This is a genomic window from Cellulomonas uda (assembly GCF_006538705.1).
GTDB lineage: Bacteria > Actinomycetota > Actinomycetes > Actinomycetales > Cellulomonadaceae > Cellulomonas > Cellulomonas uda.
Genome location: NZ_BJLP01000011.1, coordinates 58042 through 75053, shown reverse-complemented (window position 1 = coordinate 75053; position 17012 = coordinate 58042). Strand labels below are relative to the sequence as shown.

Sequence of the window (17012 nt, the reverse complement as noted above, 5' to 3'; positions counted from 1 at the left end):
CCCGCCGCGACCACCCGTGAAGGGCGGCGCGGCGGGCCGGCGTCAGGCTGCGACCGGTCAGGCGACGCGGTCGGACTCGTCGCCGATCTTGTGCACGACGATCGAGTTCGTCGACCCGACGACGCCCACGGGCGCCCCGGAGACGACCACCACGTAGTCGCCCGTCTCGGCGAGACCCTGCGCCTGCAGCGTCTTGTCGACCTGGTCGACCATCTCGTCGGTGCTCGCGACCTGCGGCACCTGGTACGTCTGGGTGCCCCACGACAGCGACAGGACGTTGCGCACCGACTCGACCGGCGTGAACGCGAGGAGCGGGATGGGCGAGCGCAGGCGCGACATGCGACGTGCCGAGTCACCGGACTGCGTGAACGTCACGAGGTATTTCACGCCGATCCGCTCGCCGATCTCGGCGGCGGCGCGGGTGATCGCACCACCACGCGTGTGCGGCGTGGAGCCGAGCGGCGCGATGCGCTCACGGCCGAGCTGCTCGGTCGCCTCGATGATGCGCGCCATGGTGCGCACCGTCTCGATCGGGTAGTCGCCCACGCTGGTCTCGCCCGAGAGCATGACCGCGTCGGCACCGTCGAGGACGGCGTTGGCACAGTCGGACGCCTCGGCGCGGGTGGGCCGCGGGTTCGTCGTCATCGACTCGAGCACCTGCGTCGCGACGATGACCGGCTTCGCGTTGCGGCGGGCGAGCTCGACCGCACGCTTCTGGACGAGCGGCACCTGCTCGAGCGGCAGCTCGACGCCCAGGTCACCGCGGGCGACCATGATGCCGTCGAACGCCTGGACGATCTCGGCGAGGTTCTCGACCGCCTGCGGCTTCTCGATCTTGGCGATGACCGGGGCGACCCGGCCCTCCTCCTCCATGATCTGGCGCACGCGGTCGTAGTCCGCGGCGTTGCGCACGAAGGACAGCGCGATGAAGTCCGCGCCCTGCGCCAGGCCCCAGCGCAGGTCGGTCTCGTCCTTCTCGCTCAGCGCGGGCACCGACACGGCGACGCCGGGCAGGTTGAGGCCCTTGTTGTTGGAGACACGGCCCGGCACCTCGACGCGCGTGACGACGTCCGTCCCGTCGACCTCGACGACGCGCACGAGCACCTTGCCGTCGTCGATGAGGATCGGGTCGCCCGGCTTCACGTCGCCCGGCAGGCCCTTGAACGTCGTGGAGACGCGGTCCTTGGTGCCCTCGACGTCGTCGGTCGTGATGACCAGCGTGTCGCCGACGGCCACGTCGTGACCGCCCTCGATGAAGCGGCCGAGACGGATCTTCGGACCCTGCAGGTCCACGAGCACGGCGACCGACCGGCCCGAGGCCTGCGCGGCGGCGCGGACGTTCTGGATGACCTTGGCGTGCTCCTCGGGCTCGCCGTGGCTGCGGTTGATGCGCGCGACGTCCATGCCGGCGTCGACCAGCGCCTGGATCATGTCGAGCGACTCCGTGGCCGGGCCGAGGGTGCAGACGATCTTTGCTCTACGCATGAAGGCGAGCCTATGCCTTTCGGGTATGTCTGGCCGGTCCGAACGTCCTGACAGGTCAGGGCGGCGTCCCGGTAGTGGACCCGGCGTGTCTGGACGACTCGCCGGGCTGGGGGTGGGGTTCAGGGTCGCAGCGCCACCGTGTCGGCCTCGACGGGGCGCGGCAGCTCGGTCGCACCGGACAGATACGTGTCCACCGCGGCGGCCGCGGCGCGGCCCTCCGCGATCGCCCACACGACGAGCGACTGGCCGCGGCCCGCGTCCCCCGCGACGAACACGCCCGGCACGGCGGTCGCGAAGTCGTCGGTCCGGGCGAACGTGCCGCGCGGCGTGATCTCGACGCCGAGCTGCTCGACGACGGCCTGCGTCTCGGGCCCGGTGAAGCCCATCGCGACCAGCACGAGGTCCGCCGGGATGTCCCGCTCGGTCCCGGCCGTCGGGACGCGGCGACCGTCGGGCAGGTACTCCGTGGTCGCCAGGCGCAGGCCCGCGACGCGCGTGCCCGTCTCGTCGGGCAGGAAGCCGACCGTCGAGGCGAGGTAGGCGCGCTCGCCACCCTCCTCGTGCGACGACGACACCTCGAACAGGATCGGGTCCGTGGGCCACGGCTGGTGCGCGGGCCGGTCCGTCGGCGGCTTCTTGCCGATCGCGAGCGTCGTGACCGACGCAGCGCCCTGGCGCAGCGCGGTGCCGAGGCAGTCCGAGCCCGTGTCGCCGCCGCCGATGATGACGACGTGCTTGCCCTCGGCCGTGACCTGACCCTCGACGGTCCTGCCAGCCGCCGCGGCGTTCGCCGGGTGCAGGAAGTCCATCGCGAACATCACGCCGTCCAGCTCGGTGCCCGGCACGCGCAGCTCGCGCGGCACGGTCGCACCGGTGGCGATCACGATCGCGTCGTAACGGGCCTGCAGCTGCGCCCACGTCACGTCGCGGCCGATCTCGACGTTGGGCCGGAACCGCGTGCCCTCGGCCTCCATCTGCGCGACGCGACGGTCGATGTGGACCTTCTCGAGCTTGAAGTCCGGCACGCCGTACCGCAGGAGTCCGCCGACGGCGTCGTCGCGCTCGTACACCGCGACGGTGTGACCGGCGCGCGTGAGCTGCTGCGCGGCGGCCAGACCGGCCGGGCCGGACCCGACGACCGCCACCGTGTGACCGGTCAGGCGCTGCGGCACCTGCGGCGTCACGAGCCCGCGCGCGAAGGCCTCGTCGATGATCGAGACCTCGACGTTCTTGATCGTCACGGGCGGCTGGTTGATGCCCAGCACGCACGACGACTCGCACGGCGCCGGGCAGATGCGCCCGGTGAACTCCGGGAAGTTGTTGGTCGCGTGCAGGCGCTGGATCGCGTCCGCCCACTGCCCGCGCCACACGAGGTCGTTCCACTCGGGGATGAGGTTCCCGAGCGGGCAGCCGTTGTGGCAGAACGGGATGCCGCAGTCCATGCAGCGGCCGGCCTGCTCCTTGAGGAAGGGCTGGCCGTCCTGCAGGTGGGCGTGCACGTCCTTCCAGTCGCGCAGGCGCACCTCGACGGGGCGGTTCGGCGGGAGCTCGCGCTCGCGCACCTTCAGGAAGCCACGGGGGTCAGCCACGCGCCACCTCCAGGATCTGGTCCCACACGCCGGGCGCCGTCGGGTCGAGGCCGTCGGCCTCGGCCTGCGCGAGCGCACGCCGGACGCGCGAGAACTCGGTGGGCAGGACACGGGTGAAGCGTGAGCGCCAGTCACCCTCGAGCAGCTCGGCCGCGACCGGCGAGCCGGTCTCCTCGGCGTAGCGGTGCAGCAGGTCGCCGACGACCGCGGCGTCCTCGTCGTCGAGCGGTGCGAGGGAGAGCTCGCCCGTGCGGACCGCGTCGGTGTTGACGAGCTCGGTCTGCAGGTCGAGTACGTACGCGGTGCCACCCGACATGCCGGCGCCGAAGTTGCGGCCCGTGCGTCCGAGCACGACGACGGTCCCGCCGGTCATGTACTCGCACGCGTGGTCGCCCACACCCTCGACGACGAGCGTCGCGCCGGAGTTGCGCACCGCGAACCGCTCGCCGGTCAGGCCTCTCAGGAACACCTCGCCGGACGTCGCGCCGTAGCCGATCACGTTGCCCGCGATCACGTTGTGGCTCGACGAGAGCACCGCGCTGCGGTCGGGCCGCACGATGACGCGGCCACCCGACAGGCCCTTGCCGACGTAGTCGTTCGCGTCGCCGAACAGCCGCAGCGTGATCCCGCGCGGGACGAACGCGCCGAACGACTGGCCGGCCGAGCCCGTGAGCGTGACGTCGATCGTGTCGTCGGGCAGGCCCTCGCCGCCGAAGCGGCGCGTGACCTCGTGCCCGAGCATCGTGCCGACCGTGCGGTTGACGTTGCGCACGGGCAGCGAGATCCGCACGGGCTCGCGGCGCTCCAGCGCGTCCGCCGACAGCGCGATGAGCCGGTTGTCGAGCGCGCGCTCCAGGCCGTGGTCCTGGTTCTTGGTGTGGTGCAGCGCCGAGCCCGGCTTGGGCTGAGGCACCGCGAGCACGGGCTCCAGGTCGAGGCCCTCGGCCTTCCAGTGCTCGATCGCCGTGCGCGTCTCGAGCAGCTCGACGTGGCCGACGGCCTCCTCCAGCGTGCGGAAACCGAGCGCGGCCAGGTGCTCGCGCACCTCGGTCGCGATGAACTCGAAGAACGCCTCGACGAACTCGGGCTTGCCCGTGAACCGCGCGCGCAGCTCCGGGTTCTGCGTCGCGACGCCCACCGGACAGGTGTCGAGGTGGCAGACGCGCATCATGACGCAGCCGGACACGACGAGCGGAGCGGTCGCGAAGCCGAACTCCTCCGCGCCGAGCAGCGCGCCGATCACGACGTCACGGCCGGTCTTGAGCTGCCCGTCGACCTGGACGACGACGCGGTCACGCAGGTCGTTGAGGACGAGCGTCTGCTGCGTCTCGGCCAGGCCGATCTCCCACGGCGTCCCCGCGTGCTTGAGCGACGTGAGCGGGCTCGCACCCGTGCCACCGTCATGACCCGAGATGAGGATGACGTCCGAGTGCGCCTTGGCGACGCCCGCGGCGATCGTGCCCACGCCGAACTCGGAGACGAGCTTGGTGTGGATCCGGGCGCGCGGGTTCGCGTTCTTCGCGTCGTGGATGAGCTGCGCGAGGTCCTCGATCGAGTAGATGTCGTGGTGCGGCGGCGGCGAGATGAGTCCCACGCCGGGCGTCGAGTGCCGCGTCTTGGCGACCCACGGGTACACCTTGTGACCCGGCAGCTGACCGCCCTCGCCGGGCTTCGCGCCCTGCGCGAGCTTGATCTGGATGTCGTCCGCGTTGGTCAGGTACTCCGACGTCACGCCGAACCGGCCCGAGGCGATCTGCTTGATCGCGGAGCGCCGCTCCGGGTCGTGCAGCCGCTCCGGGTCCTCGCCACCCTCGCCCGTGTTGGACTTCGCGCCGAGGCGGTTCATGGCGATCGCGAGCGTCTCGTGCGCCTCGGCCGAGATCGAGCCGTAGGACATCGCGCCCGTGCTGAACCGCTTGACGATCGCGCTGACGGGCTCGACCTCGTCGAGCGGGACGGGCTCGCGCACGCCCTCCTTGAAGGCGAGCAGACCGCGCAGCGTCATCAGCCGCTTCGCCTGGTCGTCGACGCGCTGCGTGTACTGGCGGAACACGTCCATCTGGCGCGTGCGCGTCGAGTGCTGCAGGCGGAAGACCGTCTCCGGGTCGAACAGGTGGTCCTCGCCGTCGCGACGCCACTGGTACTCGCCGCCGACCGCGAGCCGCTGGTGCGGCTGGCGGTTGCCGGACGCCGGGTACGCGTCGGCGTGCCGCGCGGCGACCTCGGCCGCGATGACGTCCAGCCCGATGCCGCCGAGCCGGCTCGTCGTGCCCGTGAAGTACCGGTCGACGAGCGCCTGGGACAGACCGATCGCCTCGAACACCTGCGCACCGCGGTAGGACGCGATCGTGGAGATGCCCATCTTCGACATGACCTTCAGGACGCCCTTGCCGAGCGCCTTGATGAGGTTCTTGACGGCCTTCTCGGGCGTGACCTCGCCGAGGTAGCCGTGCCGCGACAGGTCCTCGACCGTCTCCATCGCGAGGTAGGGGTTCACCGCGGCCGCGCCGAACCCGATGAGCAGCGCGACGTGGTGCACCTCGCGCACGTCGCCCGCCTCGACGACGAGCGAGATCTGCGTGCGCGTGTGACGGCGCAGCGTGTGGTGGTGCACCGCGCTCAGGAGCAGCAGCGACGGGATCGGCGCCAGCTCGGCGTCCGAGTTGCGGTCGGACAGCACGACGAAGCTCACGCCCTCGGCGACCGCGCGGTCGACCTCGGCGAAGATCTCCTCGAGGCGGGCCTCGAGCGCCGCTCCCCCGCCGGACGCCCGGTACAGGCCGCGGATCGTCGTCGTGCGGAACCCGTGCCGGGGCTCCTTGTCGACGTGCACGATCTTGGCGAGCTGGTCGTTGTCCAGCACCGGGAACGGCAGGACGAGCTTGCGCGCGTGCTCGGGCCCGTCGGCCAGCAGGTTCGGCTCCGGGCCGATCGCGCCGCCGATCGCGGTGACGAGCTCCTCACGGATCGCGTCCAGCGGCGGGTTCGTCACCTGCGCGAACATCTGCGTGAAGTAGTCGAACAGCATCCGCGGGCGCTGCGAGAGCACCGCGACCGGCGTGTCCGAGCCCATCGCGCCGAGCGGCTCGGCGCCCGTCGCTGCCATGGGCGTCAGGAGGATCTTGAGCTCCTCCTCCGTGTACCCGAACGCACGCTGGCGGCGGCGCACCGAGGCGGCCGAGTGCGCGACGTGCTCGCGCTCCGGGAGCTGCTCGAGGTAGACCGAGTTCTCCTCGACCCACTGCGCGTACGGCCGCTGCGCGGCGAGCTGGGACATCACCTCGGCGTCCGCGATGATCCGGCCCTGGCCGGTGTCGACGAGGAAGAACAGCCCCGGCTCGAGGCGCCCCTTGGCGACGACCGACGCGGGGTCGATGTCGAGCACGCCCGACTCCGACGCGCACACGACGAGCCCGTCCTCGGTCACCCAGTAGCGACCAGGACGCAGACCGTTGCGGTCCTGCACCGCGCCGATGAGCGTGCCGTCGGTGAACGTCATCGCGGCGGGGCCGTCCCACGGCTCCATGAGCGTCGAGTGGTACTCGAAGAACGCCCGCGTCGCGGGGTCCATCTGCGCGTGGTTCTCCCACGGCTCGGGGATCATCATCATCACCGAGTGCGGGAGCGAGCGGCCCGACAGGTGCAGCAGCTCGAGCACCTCGTCGAAGCTGCCGGAGTCCGAGCCGCCGGGCGTGCACACCGGCAGCAGCGGCGTCAGGTCGCCGAGCTCGTCGGACGCGAGCATGCCCTCGCGCGCCGCCATCCAGTTGCGGTTGCCGCGGACGGTGTTGATCTCGCCGTTGTGCGCGATCATCCGGAACGGCTGCGCGAGCTCCCACGACGGGAACGTGTTCGTCGAGAACCGTGAGTGGACCAGCGCGATCTCGGAGGCGTAGCGCGGGTCGGACAGGTCCGCGAAGAACGGCTCGAGCTGCGCCGTGGTCAGCATGCCCTTGTAGGTGATCGTGCGCGCCGAGAGCGACGCGAAGTACACCCCGTGCTCCCGCTCGGCCCGCTTGCGCAGGCGGTACGCCCGACGGTCGAGGTCGATGCCGGCGAGCTCGCGCGACGGGTCCGCGACGACGAGCTGGCGGAACACCGGCATCGACGCGCGCGCCGTGGGACCGACCAGGTCCGCGGTCACGACGACGTCGCGCCACGCCAGCACGTCGAGCTTCTCCTCGGCGGCGACCGCCTCGATCGCGGCGACCGCCGCGGTGCGCTCGGCCTCGTCCTGCGGCAGGAACGCCATGCCGATCGCGTAGTAGCCGACCGGGGGCAGCTCCGCGTCGACCACGTCCCGCAGGAACGCGTCGGGGATCTGGGTGAGGATGCCGGCGCCGTCGCCGGAGTCCTCCTCGGCACCCACGGCGCCGCGGTGGTCCAGGTTGAGCAGCGCGGTCAGCCCGGCGTCGACGATGTCGCGCCCGGGCGTCCCGCGCAGCGTCGCGACGAACGCGAAGCCGCAGGCGTCGTGCTCAGCCGACGGGTCGTACAGGGGGTACGCCGCGTGGTCGAGCGACGTGCTCGGCAGACCGCTGGGCGACGTCATCGCTACCGTCCTCACAGTGCCCCGGCCGGACCGGGGCTCGCACGAACTTGGGGGGATCGGGACGTCGTCGGCCCTTGTGGTGGGCGACGATACAACCCGCCTCGACGGGTGGCCGCATCGCCCTGTGTGACTCGGATCATAGAGATCGGCCACGTGCGGGGCCGGTCCGGTCCCGTCGTCAACGGGCCGGATGACCGTCCTCGTCGTCCACAGGGACGGCCGCCGAGTCGGTGCCCGCGTCCTGTGGGACGTCCTCCTGCTGGGAGATCTGCTGCTCGGAGGGTTCCGGCGACGGATCCAGCAGGACGGTCGTGTCGCGTCCGGGATGCCGACGCCCGACCACCACGAACGCTACCAGCGCTCCGACGCCCACCAGGATGGACGTCCAGACGTTGAGGCGCAGGCCGAGGAAGCCGTGCGCAGGGTCGATGCGCAGCGCCTCGATCCAGACGCGGCCCGAGGTGTACACGACGACGTACAGCCAGAACACGCGGCCGTGCCCGAGGCGGAACCTGCGGTCCGCCCACACCAGCAGCGCGGCACCGGCCAGGTTCCAGAGCAGCTCGTACAGGAACGTCGGGTGGAACAGCGTCCCCGCCGCGTACCCCGCCGTCTCGGCGACCGAGTCGTCGACGCGCAGGCCCCAGGGCAGCGTCGTCGGACCGCCGAACAGCTCCTGGTTGAACCAGTTGCCGAGCCGCCCGATCGCCTGGGCGACCAGCAGACCGGGGGCGAGCGCGTCAGCGAACGGCGCGAGCCGCACCCCCTGACGCCGGCACCCGATCCACGCGCCGACCGCGCCGAGCGCGACCGCGCCCCAGATGCCGAGCCCGCCCTCCCAGATCGCGAACGCCTTCCACGGGTCGCCGCCCTCACCGAAGTACGCGTCGGGCGACGTCACCAGGTGGTAGATCCGGCCGCCGACGATCCCGAACGGCACCGCCCAGAACGCGATCTCGACGACCTGGTCCCGGTCGCCGCCACGCTCCTCCCACCGGCGCTGCGTGAGGAGGACCGCCGCGACGATGCCCAGCAGGATCGCGATCGCGTACGCGCGCAGCGGCAGCGGCCCCAGGTACCACACACCCTGCGACGGGCTCGGGATCGCGGCGCGCACGCCGTCGACGAGCCCGCCCGCGGGCGCGGCCAGGACGAGCGACGCGGCGCTCACCGCGACGCCCCGGCGGGACGCTCGGCCGAGCGCACCCCCGCGGCGAGGGCGGCCGTGACCTCCGCGAGCCGGTCCAGACCCGTCGCCTCGTCGGGCACGTCCAGCAGCGAGCGGACCAGTGCCGAGCCGACGATCACACCGTCGGCGTACGAGGCGACCTGGGCCGCCTGCTCGGGGCGCGAGACACCCAGGCCGACGCACACGCGGTCCGCACCCGCCGCGCGCGTGTCCGCGACGAGCTGCTCGGCGCGCGAGCCGACCGTGGCGCGCTCCCCGGTCACGCCCATGGTCGAGGCCGCGTAGACGAAGCCGCGGGAGGCGGCCACCGTGCTCGCGAGGCGCTCGGGCGTCGAGCTGGGGGCGACCAGGAAGACCCGGTCCAGACCGTGCTCGTCGGACGCCGCGATCCACGCGCCGGCCTCGTCGGGCACGAGGTCCGGCGTGATGAGGCCCGCGCCGCCCGCCGCCGCGAGGTCGCGTGCGAACGCCTCGACGCCGTAGCGCAGCACGAGGTTCCAGTACGTCATCACGAGCACCGGGGCGCCGCGGCCCGCGACCTGCTCGACGGCCGTGAGCGTGTCGCGCACACGCGTCCCGCCGCGCAGCGCGTGGTCGACGGCGCGCTGGATGACCGGGCCGTCCATCACCGGGTCGGTGTACGGCATGCCGAGCTCGACCACGTCGGCACCCGCGTCGACCATCGTGCGCACCGCCTGGACCGAGCCGGCCACCGACGGGTAGCCGACCGGGAGGTAGCCGACGAGCGCCGCGCGGCCCTGGGCCGCGAGACCGTCGAGCAGCGGCCCCGTCGTGGCGCCCGCGCTCGTGGGCACCGGGCTGGTGGGTGCTGGGCTCGTCGTCCGTCCGCCGCTCACCGGTCTCCCTCGCTCTCGTCGCCCGCGTCCAGCAGGCCGAACCACCGCGCGGCCGTGGCCACGTCCTTGTCGCCGCGCCCCGACAGGTTCACCAGGAGCACGGGCTCGTCGGACCACTGCGCCGCCTGCGCACCGAGCTGGATCGCCCCGGCCAGGGCGTGCGCGGACTCGATCGCGGGGATGATCCCCTCGGTGCGGCACAGCAGCCGGAACGCGTCCATGGCCTCGACGTCCGAGACCGGCAGGTACGTCGCGCGGCCGATGTCGTGCAGCCACGAGTGCTCGGGGCCGACGCTCGGGTAGTCGAGGCCGGCGGAGACCGAGTGGCTGGGGACGGTCTGCCCGTCCTCGTCCTGCAGCAGGTACGAGCGCGCGCCGTGCAGCACGCCTGGGGCCCCGCCCGAGAACCGCGCCGCGTGGTCGCCGGGACCCAGGCCGCGTCCGCCCGCCTCGAAGCCGAACAGCCGCACGTCGGCGTCGTCCAGGAACGCGTTGAAGATCCCCATCGCGTTCGACCCGCCCCCCACGCACGCGACGACGGCGTCGGGCAGTCGCCCGATCTCGCCGAGAAGCTGGGCGCGCGCCTCCTCGCCGATGAGCTTGTGGAAGTCGCGCACCATCTCCGGGAACGGGTGCGGGCCCGTGACCGTGCCGAGCAGGTAGTGCGTCGTCTCGACGTTCGCGACCCAGTCGCGCAGCGCCTCGTTGATCGCGTCCTTCAGCGTGCGCGTGCCGATCGTCACCGGGACGACCTCGGCACCGAGCAGCCGCATCCGGGCGACGTTGAGCGCCTGGCGGCGCGTGTCCTCCTCGCCCATGTACACCGTGCACTCCAGGCCCAGGAGCGCCGCGGCGGTCGCGGTGGCGACGCCGTGCTGCCCGGCACCCGTCTCCGCGATCACGCGCGTCTTGCCCAGACGCTTCACGAGCAGCGCCTGGCCGAGCACGTTGTTGATCTTGTGCGAGCCGGTGTGGTTGAGGTCCTCACGCTTGAGGAACACGCGCGCGCCGCCACCGACGTGCGCCGCGAACCGCGGCACCTCCGTCAGCGGGCTGGGGCGCCCGGTGTACGTGCGGTGCAGGCGGGCGAGCTCGGCACCGAACGCCGGGTCGGCGAGCGCCTTGTGATAGGCGGTGTCGAGCTCGTCGAGCGCCGCGATGAGCGCCTCCGGCACGTACCGCCCACCGAAGTCACCCCAGTACGGGCCGACGTGCGTCGCGAGCGACCCGAGCCGGGGCTCCTGGCCGGGGACCAGCGGACGGCCGCTGTCGAGGCCGGTCACTGGCGCACCGCACGCAGGGACGGGTGGGCGCCGGCCGCGACGAGGTCCGCGACCGACTGCCGCGGGGCGTCGTCCGTCACGAGGGCCTCGCCGACGAGCACCGCGTCGGCGCCGGCGCGCGCGTAGTCGACGACGTCGTGCGGGCCGCGCACGCCGGACTCGGCGATCTTCACGATGTCGGACGGGATCCGGGGCGCGACGCGGGCGAACGTGCCGCGGTCCACCTCGAGCGAGCGCAGGTCACGGGCGTTGACGCCGATGACCCGGGCGCCCGCGTCGACCGCGCGCGCGACCTCGTCCTCGTCGTGCACCTCGACCAGCGCCGTCATCCCGAGCGAGTGGACCCGCTCGACGAGCGACTCGAGCACGGTCTGCTCCAGCGCCGCGACGATGAGCAGGCACACGTCCGCCCCGTGCGCACGCGCCTCCCACACCTGGTACGGCGTGACGATGAAGTCCTTGCGCAGCACCGGGATGTCGACCCGCGCCCGTACCGCGTCGAGGTCCGCGAGCGAGCCGTTGAAGCGACGCTCCTCGGTCAGCACCGAGATCGCGGCCGCGCCACCCTTCTCGTACTCCGCGGCCAGCGCCGCCGGGTCGGAGATCTGCGCGAGCGCACCCTTCGACGGGCTCGAGCGCTTCACCTCGGCGATGACGGTCACCGCGTCCTCGACGCGCAGACGCGCCACCGCGTCGACGGCCGACTCGCGGCGCGCCGCGAGCTCCTTGACCTCGGCGAGCGGAGTGCGCGCCTCCCGGGCCGCGAGGTCCTCCCGGACCCCCGCGACGATCTCGTCGAGCACGCTCATGGCCACCACACCCCTCGTTCGCGTCCCGGGTGGACCCGCCGCCGCACCGCCGTGCGAGGCCCTCCCCCGGTCATCGTAGAGGCGCCGCGGAGTGACCCGGACCACGGCCCGACTGGTGGACCGGGTCCCCCGCGGGCGTGGTCAGTAGGTCCGGACCGTGCTGTCGGGCGCCACGATCACGAGGAGCAGGAAGAACGCGACCCCGACCACGGAGAGGATCGTGCCGATCCAGCCCGTCACCACGCCCCCCGTCGCGAGGCTGGCGTTGTCGGCCTCCCCCGCGGCGACCGCGCGCTTCGCGTTGTTGCCGATGATGATCGCCGGGATGCCCGAGAAGAGACCGCACAGCACGATGCTCGCGATGCCGAGCACGAGCGACCACACCCCGAGGCTGTTCTTGGGGTAGGCGCCCGGGGCGTACCCGGGGTACCCCCCGTACGCCGGAGCCTGGCCGTAGGGCTGCTGGCCGTACGCGGGGGCCTGGCCGTACGGCTGCTGGCCGTACGCCGGAGCCTGCCCGTACGGCTGCTGGCCGTACGCCGGAGCCTGGCCGTAGGGCTGCTGGCCGTACGCCGGGGGCTGCCCGTACGAGGGCGGCTGGTCCGCGGGCGGCTGCCCGTAGGCCGGCGGCTGCCCGTACGCCGGCGGCTGGTCGGCGGCCGGCGTGGGCTGCGACGTCTGCTCTCCCGACGACCCCGCGGGCGGGGGCGCGTACGGCGACGCCGGCTCGCTCGGCTGCTGCGGCTCGGTCGGCTGGTCGGGCGTGCTCATCGCGGTGCTCCAGTCGGTCGTGGTGCGGGTGTCGGACGTGCTGGGGTAACTCTGCCAGGCCGGACCCCGTTCTCCGCGCAGGACGAGGCGGTCAGGGGGCGAGCGCCTCGAGGCCGGGCAGGTTGCGCAGCACGCCGAACACGGCGAGCAGCGTGAGGAACAGCCACGCCGACCAGGACGGCAGCAGGGGCGCCGCCCGCCCGCGCGCGACGCGCACGGCCCACCAGACCCACAGAGCCACGACGACGGGGACGAGGGCGACCCACAGCGGGTTCATGGACCACGCGGCCGCGAGGTCGCCGTGCGCGAGGTCGTGCGTCGCGCGCAGCCCGCCGCAGGCCGGGCAGAACAGGCCCGTGGCCGCGTAGAGCGGGCAGTACCCGTAGCTCCCGGACACGTGCGGGTCCCGCAGTGCGACGGCGGCGGTCCCGACGAGCACGACCCCGGCGGCCAGCGCGGGCCCCCGCCAGGCGCGCCGACGACGCGCCGGAGCGGGTGTCGCGGCGACGTGGGGATCGACGACCGGCGCGTCCATGGCGACCGCTACATCGAGTTCTGGGTGACGGAGGCGAGGTAGCCGAGCGTGCGCAGGAGCGCGAGACCCACGCCCACCCAGCCGAGGATCACACCCGCACGCGCGACCGAGACGTTCGCGACGACGAGGCCGCGCGCCGCGTCCGACTTGACGCGGTTGCCGAGCAGGATCGCGGGCACCGCGGCGGCGAAGCCGACGAACGAGCACCCGCACGCCAGGACGATGCCGAGGATCCCGAGCACGAGCGACCAGGTCGCCTGCGGGCTCGACGTCCGCGGCGGGGTCGCGTAGGGGTCGGTGGGCCACGCCCCGTACGGGCCCTGCGACGCACCGTACGCGGGGCCCGCCGGCGGGGTGCCGTAGGAGGGCGCGCCGCCGTAGGCGGGCGGTGCGGCCGGCGGCGTGCCGTATGCGGGCGGGGCCGCATAGGGGTTGTCCGCGGGCTCCGGCGGCGTGCCGTACAGCGGCACCTCCGGCCCGCCCGATTGCGCAGCCGGGGGGACGGGCGCGTTCTCGGCCGGCGTGCTCCCGGCCGGCGTGCCCTCGGCGGGGCCATCGGGCTCGTCGGACGACGGCGGCGATACCGCGGACGCGGGGGTCGCGCCCGAGGGCACGCCGAACGTCGCGGGCGGTTCGTAGGCCGGCCGCGCGACGTACGCGGGCGGAGCCTCGTACGACGGCGGGGTGTACCCCGTCGCGTCCGGCTCGATCGCGCCCGTGCCGCCGTCCTCCTGTGCCGACGACGGCGCGTCCGCACCCGGCTCGGCGGGCGCGGACGGCTCGAGCGGCTCGGACGGCGCGGACGGGTCGCGCGGCTCGTCGGGCGCGGGCGGCACGGAGGAGGTCATCGGATCAGTGGCCCCCGCGCGCCTTCTGGCGAGCGAGCGTCGCGGCACCACCCTGGCCGTAGCCGAGGACCTGGAGGACCTTGCCGCCGACCAGGCCGAGCACGCACACACCGATTCCGACCCAGAAGAGCCACACCTGCGCGAAGACCATCGCCAGCGCGGCGATGACGGCGCCACCGACCACGACCCACGTGGTGGTCCAGGCCGCCACGGTGTGGCCGTGGTTCGTCGGCGGGGCCGTCGGCGGCAGGTGCACCGCCTCGGTGGTCGTGGGGTTCTGCGCGCGGTGCGCGAGGGTGTTGTCGGCCATCGTCGACCCTTCCGTACGAGGTTCGCCGCTCACCCTAGCGTGCGCCCGACCTCGCGCCCCGGCACGTCCGCTGCGACGCGGACCACAGCCCGGCAGTCACCCGGCGGAGGCGTGCGGACCACGCGAAAGGGTTCGCCGCGCCGCGTCAGGGGCCTTGCCGCCCGGGCCCGTCCGGACCGTCGGTCGGGTCGTCGCCGCGGGTCAGCGCGTCCCACTGGTCACGCTCGTCGAGCGGCGCGGGCGCGGCACCGCCGGCGGGCACGGTCGTCGACGCGCCCTCGTGGCGGCGGCCGACGGCCCACGAGGCGCTCGCCCGCGCGAGCCAGACCGCGAGCAGCACGACCAGCGCCCCGACGACCACGGCGACCCACGGCCAGGCCGAGACCGCGACGTCCTCGACCACGCGCTCGACCCCGAGCTCGTCGGCGACGCTCGGGGCGGCCGCGGAACCGGGCGACCGCAGCACCCCGACGCCGTCGACGACGACGAGCGCACCGGCCAGCGCGACCACGCCCACCACGACCCACCGTCCGGCGCGCCCGACGAGCGCGGCGGCACCCGCGGCCGCGAGCAGCACGAGCGTGACGGCGACGAGCGACGGCGCGGCCGACGAGCCGGCCACCGTGACGGTGCGAGGCTCGCCGAGCACGGTCACGGTCTCGACGGTGAGCCACGGGACGAGCGCCGTGAGCCCGGTCAGCGCGGCCGCGAGCAGCAGGAGCACGGCGGCGCGCCCGCGGCCCGGACGACGGGAACGGTCAGACATCCGCGCGTCGCAGGCGGGACGCGACCTGGACGGCGCGCACCGCGGCCTGCGCCTTGTTCCGGGACTCGAGGTACTCGAGCTCGGGCACGGAGTCCGCGACGATCCCGCCGCCGGCCTGCACGGACGCGCGCCCGTCGCGGATCAGCGCCGTGCGGATCGCGATGGCCATGTCCATGTTGCCCGCGAAGTCGAAGTACCCGACCGTCCCGCCGTAGATGCCGCGGCGGGCCGGCTCGACCTCGTCGATGAGCGCGATCGCCCGGGGCTTGGGCGCACCCGAGAGCGTGCCCGCCGGGAACGTCGCCATGAGGGTGGCCAGCGCGGTCGCCCCGGCACGCAGGCGCCCGACGACCGTGGAGGTGATGTGCATGATGTGCGAGAACCGGCGCACCGCCATGAACTCCACGACCTCGACGCTCGTCGGCTCGCACACCTTGACCATGTCGTTGCGCGAGAGGTCGACGAGCATGATGTGCTCCGCGCGCTCCTTGGGGTCGGCGAGCACCTCGTCGGCCAGCGCGCGGTCCTCCTCCGGCGTCGCGCCGCGCGGCCGTGAGCCGGCGATCGGGAACGTCGTGACGTGCCCGTCGTCGACCTTCACGAGCGTCTCGGGGCTCGACCCGACGACCGCGAAGTCGTGCCCGTCCGCGTCCTGCAGCTGCAGGTAGTACATGTACGGGCTGGGGTTGATGGTGCGCAGCACGCGGTACACGTCGAGCGGCTCGGCCGGGCAGTCGAGGTCGAGGCGCTGGGAGATGACGACCTGGAACACCTCGCCGTCGCGGATCGCGTCCTTGCCGAAGCGCACGGCCTGGTCGAACTCCTCGCGCGTCGTGCGGAACCGCAGCTCGGGCTCGGGTGCGTCGGTGAGCACGGCGACCGCGGACGGCGCCGGGTGCAGCAGCGAGCCCTGCATCGCGTCGAGCCGCGCCACCGCGTCCGCGTACGCCTCGTCGACGCGCTCGTCGGTGTCGTCGAAGTTGATGGCGTTCGCGACGAGCCACACCGACCCGTCCTGGTGGTCGACGACCGCGAGATCGGTCGCGAGCAGCAGCGTGACCTCGGGGACGTCCAGCTCCTCGGGGGCCTTGCGCGGCAACGTCGGCTCCCAGTGGTGCACCACGTCCCACCCGAGCGCGCCGACGAGCCCACCGGTCAGCGGCGGCAGGCCGGGCAGGACCGGTGTGCGCAGCACGTCGAGGGTGTCTCCGAGGACGTCGAGCACGTCGCCGCTCGTCGGGACTCCGACCGGGACGTCGCCCGTCCACACCGCCTGGCCGTCGCGCACCGTGAGCGTGGCGCGGGACCGCACGCCGACGAACGACCAGCGCGCCCACGTCCCGTCCGCCTCGGCGGACTCGAGGACGAACGTGCCGGGGCGCCCGGCCGCGAGCGTGCGGTAGAGGCCGACCGGCGTCACGTCGTCCGCGAGCAGACGGCGCACGACCGGCACGACGCGCCGGTCGCGCGCGAGGTCACGGAAACCGTCGAGCGTCGGCCAGGTGGTGCCCCACGGGACCTGCGGGGCGGTGTCCGGCGTCGGCGAGGTCCCGGCGCTCATCGTCCGTCCTCCGCCTCGTCGACCGTCACGGGCAGCGGGCCACCCGCGTCGAAGCACGTGCGGGCGCCGGTGTGGCACGCGGCGCCGACCTGGTCGACCTCGACGAGCAGCGCGTCGCCGTCGCAGTCGATGCGCACCCCCCGCACGTGCTGCACGTGGCCGGACGTGTCGCCCTTCCGCCAGTACTCCTGGCGCGAGCGGGACCAGAAGGTCACGCGACCGGACGTGAGCGTGCGGCGCAGCGCCTCGTCGTCCATCCAGCCGAGCATGAGCACCTCGCGCGTGTCGTGCTGCTGCACGATCGCGGCGACGAGGCCGTGGTCGTCGCGCTTGAGACGCGACGCGACTGCGGGGTCCAGGGTGGGCACCGGAGAATCCTGCCACGCCCGGGCCGCCCGCCCGGGGCCGCGTCCACCGCGCCGCACGCCGTCGGCGGTGCGTCCACGGGCGTCGGGAC

The 17012-nt window shown here is 73.6% G+C and carries 14 protein-coding genes; all 14 read right to left on the bottom strand.

Annotated features, from left to right (window positions below; genetic code table 11):
• Window positions 1–57: 57 nt before the first annotated feature.
• Window positions 58–1485 (bottom strand): pyruvate kinase, encoded by a 1428-nt coding sequence (gene pyk / locus CUD01_RS04785; protein ID WP_094179957.1) that lies wholly within the window; start codon window positions 1483–1485, stop codon window positions 58–60.
• A 119-nt stretch (window positions 1486–1604) separates the two neighbouring features.
• Window positions 1605–3074: a glutamate synthase subunit beta gene (locus tag CUD01_RS04780; RefSeq protein WP_141319159.1), complete on the bottom strand. Its 1470-nt coding sequence runs from the start codon at window positions 3072–3074 to the stop codon at window positions 1605–1607.
• Complete coding sequence (gltB, locus tag CUD01_RS04775) at window positions 3067–7626, bottom strand: glutamate synthase large subunit (RefSeq protein WP_141319157.1); 4560 nt, start codon at window positions 7624–7626, stop codon at window positions 3067–3069. Before gltB ends, CUD01_RS04780 begins: the two co-directional genes overlap by 8 nt.
• Window positions 7627–7804: 178 nt before the next feature.
• A complete protein-coding gene (gene lgt / locus CUD01_RS04770) occupies window positions 7805–8743 on the bottom strand; it encodes a prolipoprotein diacylglyceryl transferase (RefSeq protein ID WP_218023835.1) in 939 nt (312 codons plus the stop codon).
• A 50-nt stretch (window positions 8744–8793) separates the two neighbouring features.
• A complete protein-coding gene (trpA, locus tag CUD01_RS04765) occupies window positions 8794–9630 on the bottom strand; it encodes a tryptophan synthase subunit alpha (RefSeq protein WP_141319165.1) in 837 nt (278 codons plus the stop codon).
• Window positions 9631–9668: 38 nt separating this feature from the next.
• On the bottom strand, window positions 9669–10928 hold the full coding sequence (gene trpB / locus CUD01_RS04760; protein ID WP_141319169.1) for a tryptophan synthase subunit beta: 1260 nt from the start codon (window positions 10926–10928) through the stop codon (window positions 9669–9671).
• Window positions 10929–10951: 23 nt separating this feature from the next.
• Window positions 10952–11764, bottom strand: coding sequence for an indole-3-glycerol phosphate synthase TrpC (gene trpC / locus CUD01_RS04755; RefSeq protein ID WP_094182141.1), 813 nt, complete (start codon window positions 11762–11764; stop codon window positions 10952–10954).
• A 141-nt stretch (window positions 11765–11905) separates the two neighbouring features.
• The gene (locus CUD01_RS04750) at window positions 11906–12535 is read right to left on the bottom strand and encodes a DUF4190 domain-containing protein (protein ID WP_141319155.1); all 630 of its coding nucleotides are present in this window, start codon (window positions 12533–12535) and stop codon (window positions 11906–11908) included.
• Between the two features lie 91 nt (window positions 12536–12626).
• Window positions 12627–13070 (bottom strand): DUF2752 domain-containing protein, encoded by a 444-nt coding sequence (locus tag CUD01_RS04745; protein WP_141319153.1) that lies wholly within the window; start codon window positions 13068–13070, stop codon window positions 12627–12629.
• An 8-nt stretch (window positions 13071–13078) separates the two neighbouring features.
• A complete protein-coding gene (locus CUD01_RS04740) occupies window positions 13079–13918 on the bottom strand; it encodes a DUF4190 domain-containing protein (protein WP_141319151.1) in 840 nt (279 codons plus the stop codon).
• Window positions 13919–13922: 4 nt separating this feature from the next.
• On the bottom strand, window positions 13923–14228 hold the full coding sequence (locus CUD01_RS04735; RefSeq protein WP_141319149.1) for an HGxxPAAW family protein: 306 nt from the start codon (window positions 14226–14228) through the stop codon (window positions 13923–13925).
• Window positions 14229–14373: 145 nt separating this feature from the next.
• Window positions 14374–14994: a Trp biosynthesis-associated membrane protein gene (locus CUD01_RS04730; RefSeq protein ID WP_141319147.1), complete on the bottom strand. Its 621-nt coding sequence runs from the start codon at window positions 14992–14994 to the stop codon at window positions 14374–14376.
• A complete protein-coding gene (locus CUD01_RS04725; protein ID WP_141319145.1) occupies window positions 14987–16555 on the bottom strand; it encodes an anthranilate synthase component I in 1569 nt (522 codons plus the stop codon). The genes CUD01_RS04730 and CUD01_RS04725 overlap by 8 nt, the downstream gene beginning before the upstream one ends.
• The gene (gene hisI / locus CUD01_RS04720) at window positions 16552–16923 is read right to left on the bottom strand and encodes a phosphoribosyl-AMP cyclohydrolase (protein WP_141319143.1); all 372 of its coding nucleotides are present in this window, start codon (window positions 16921–16923) and stop codon (window positions 16552–16554) included. Before hisI ends, CUD01_RS04725 begins: the two co-directional genes overlap by 4 nt.
• Window positions 16924–17012: the final 89 nt, after the last annotated feature.

Excerpts from the sequence above, each read along its gene's own strand:
- pyk (WP_094179957.1), bottom strand. The coding sequence starts at position 1,485 with ATGCGTAGAGCAAAGATCGTCTGCACCCTCGGCCCGGCCACGGAGTCG.
- CUD01_RS04745 (WP_141319153.1), bottom strand. The coding sequence starts at position 13,070 with ATGGACGCGCCGGTCGTCGATCCCCACGTCGCCGCGACACCCGCTCCG.
- CUD01_RS04730 (WP_141319147.1), bottom strand. The coding sequence starts at position 14,994 with ATGTCTGACCGTTCCCGTCGTCCGGGCCGCGGGCGCGCCGCCGTGCTC.
- CUD01_RS04740 (WP_141319151.1), bottom strand. The coding sequence starts at position 13,918 with ATGACCTCCTCCGTGCCGCCCGCGCCCGACGAGCCGCGCGACCCGTCC.
- CUD01_RS04750 (WP_141319155.1), bottom strand. The coding sequence starts at position 12,535 with ATGAGCACGCCCGACCAGCCGACCGAGCCGCAGCAGCCGAGCGAGCCG.
- gltB (WP_141319157.1), bottom strand. The coding sequence starts at position 7,626 with ATGACGTCGCCCAGCGGTCTGCCGAGCACGTCGCTCGACCACGCGGCG.
- CUD01_RS04725 (WP_141319145.1), bottom strand. The coding sequence starts at position 16,555 with ATGAGCGCCGGGACCTCGCCGACGCCGGACACCGCCCCGCAGGTCCCG.
- CUD01_RS04735 (WP_141319149.1), bottom strand. The coding sequence starts at position 14,228 with ATGGCCGACAACACCCTCGCGCACCGCGCGCAGAACCCCACGACCACC.
- trpC (WP_094182141.1), bottom strand. The coding sequence starts at position 11,764 with ATGAGCGTGCTCGACGAGATCGTCGCGGGGGTCCGGGAGGACCTCGCG.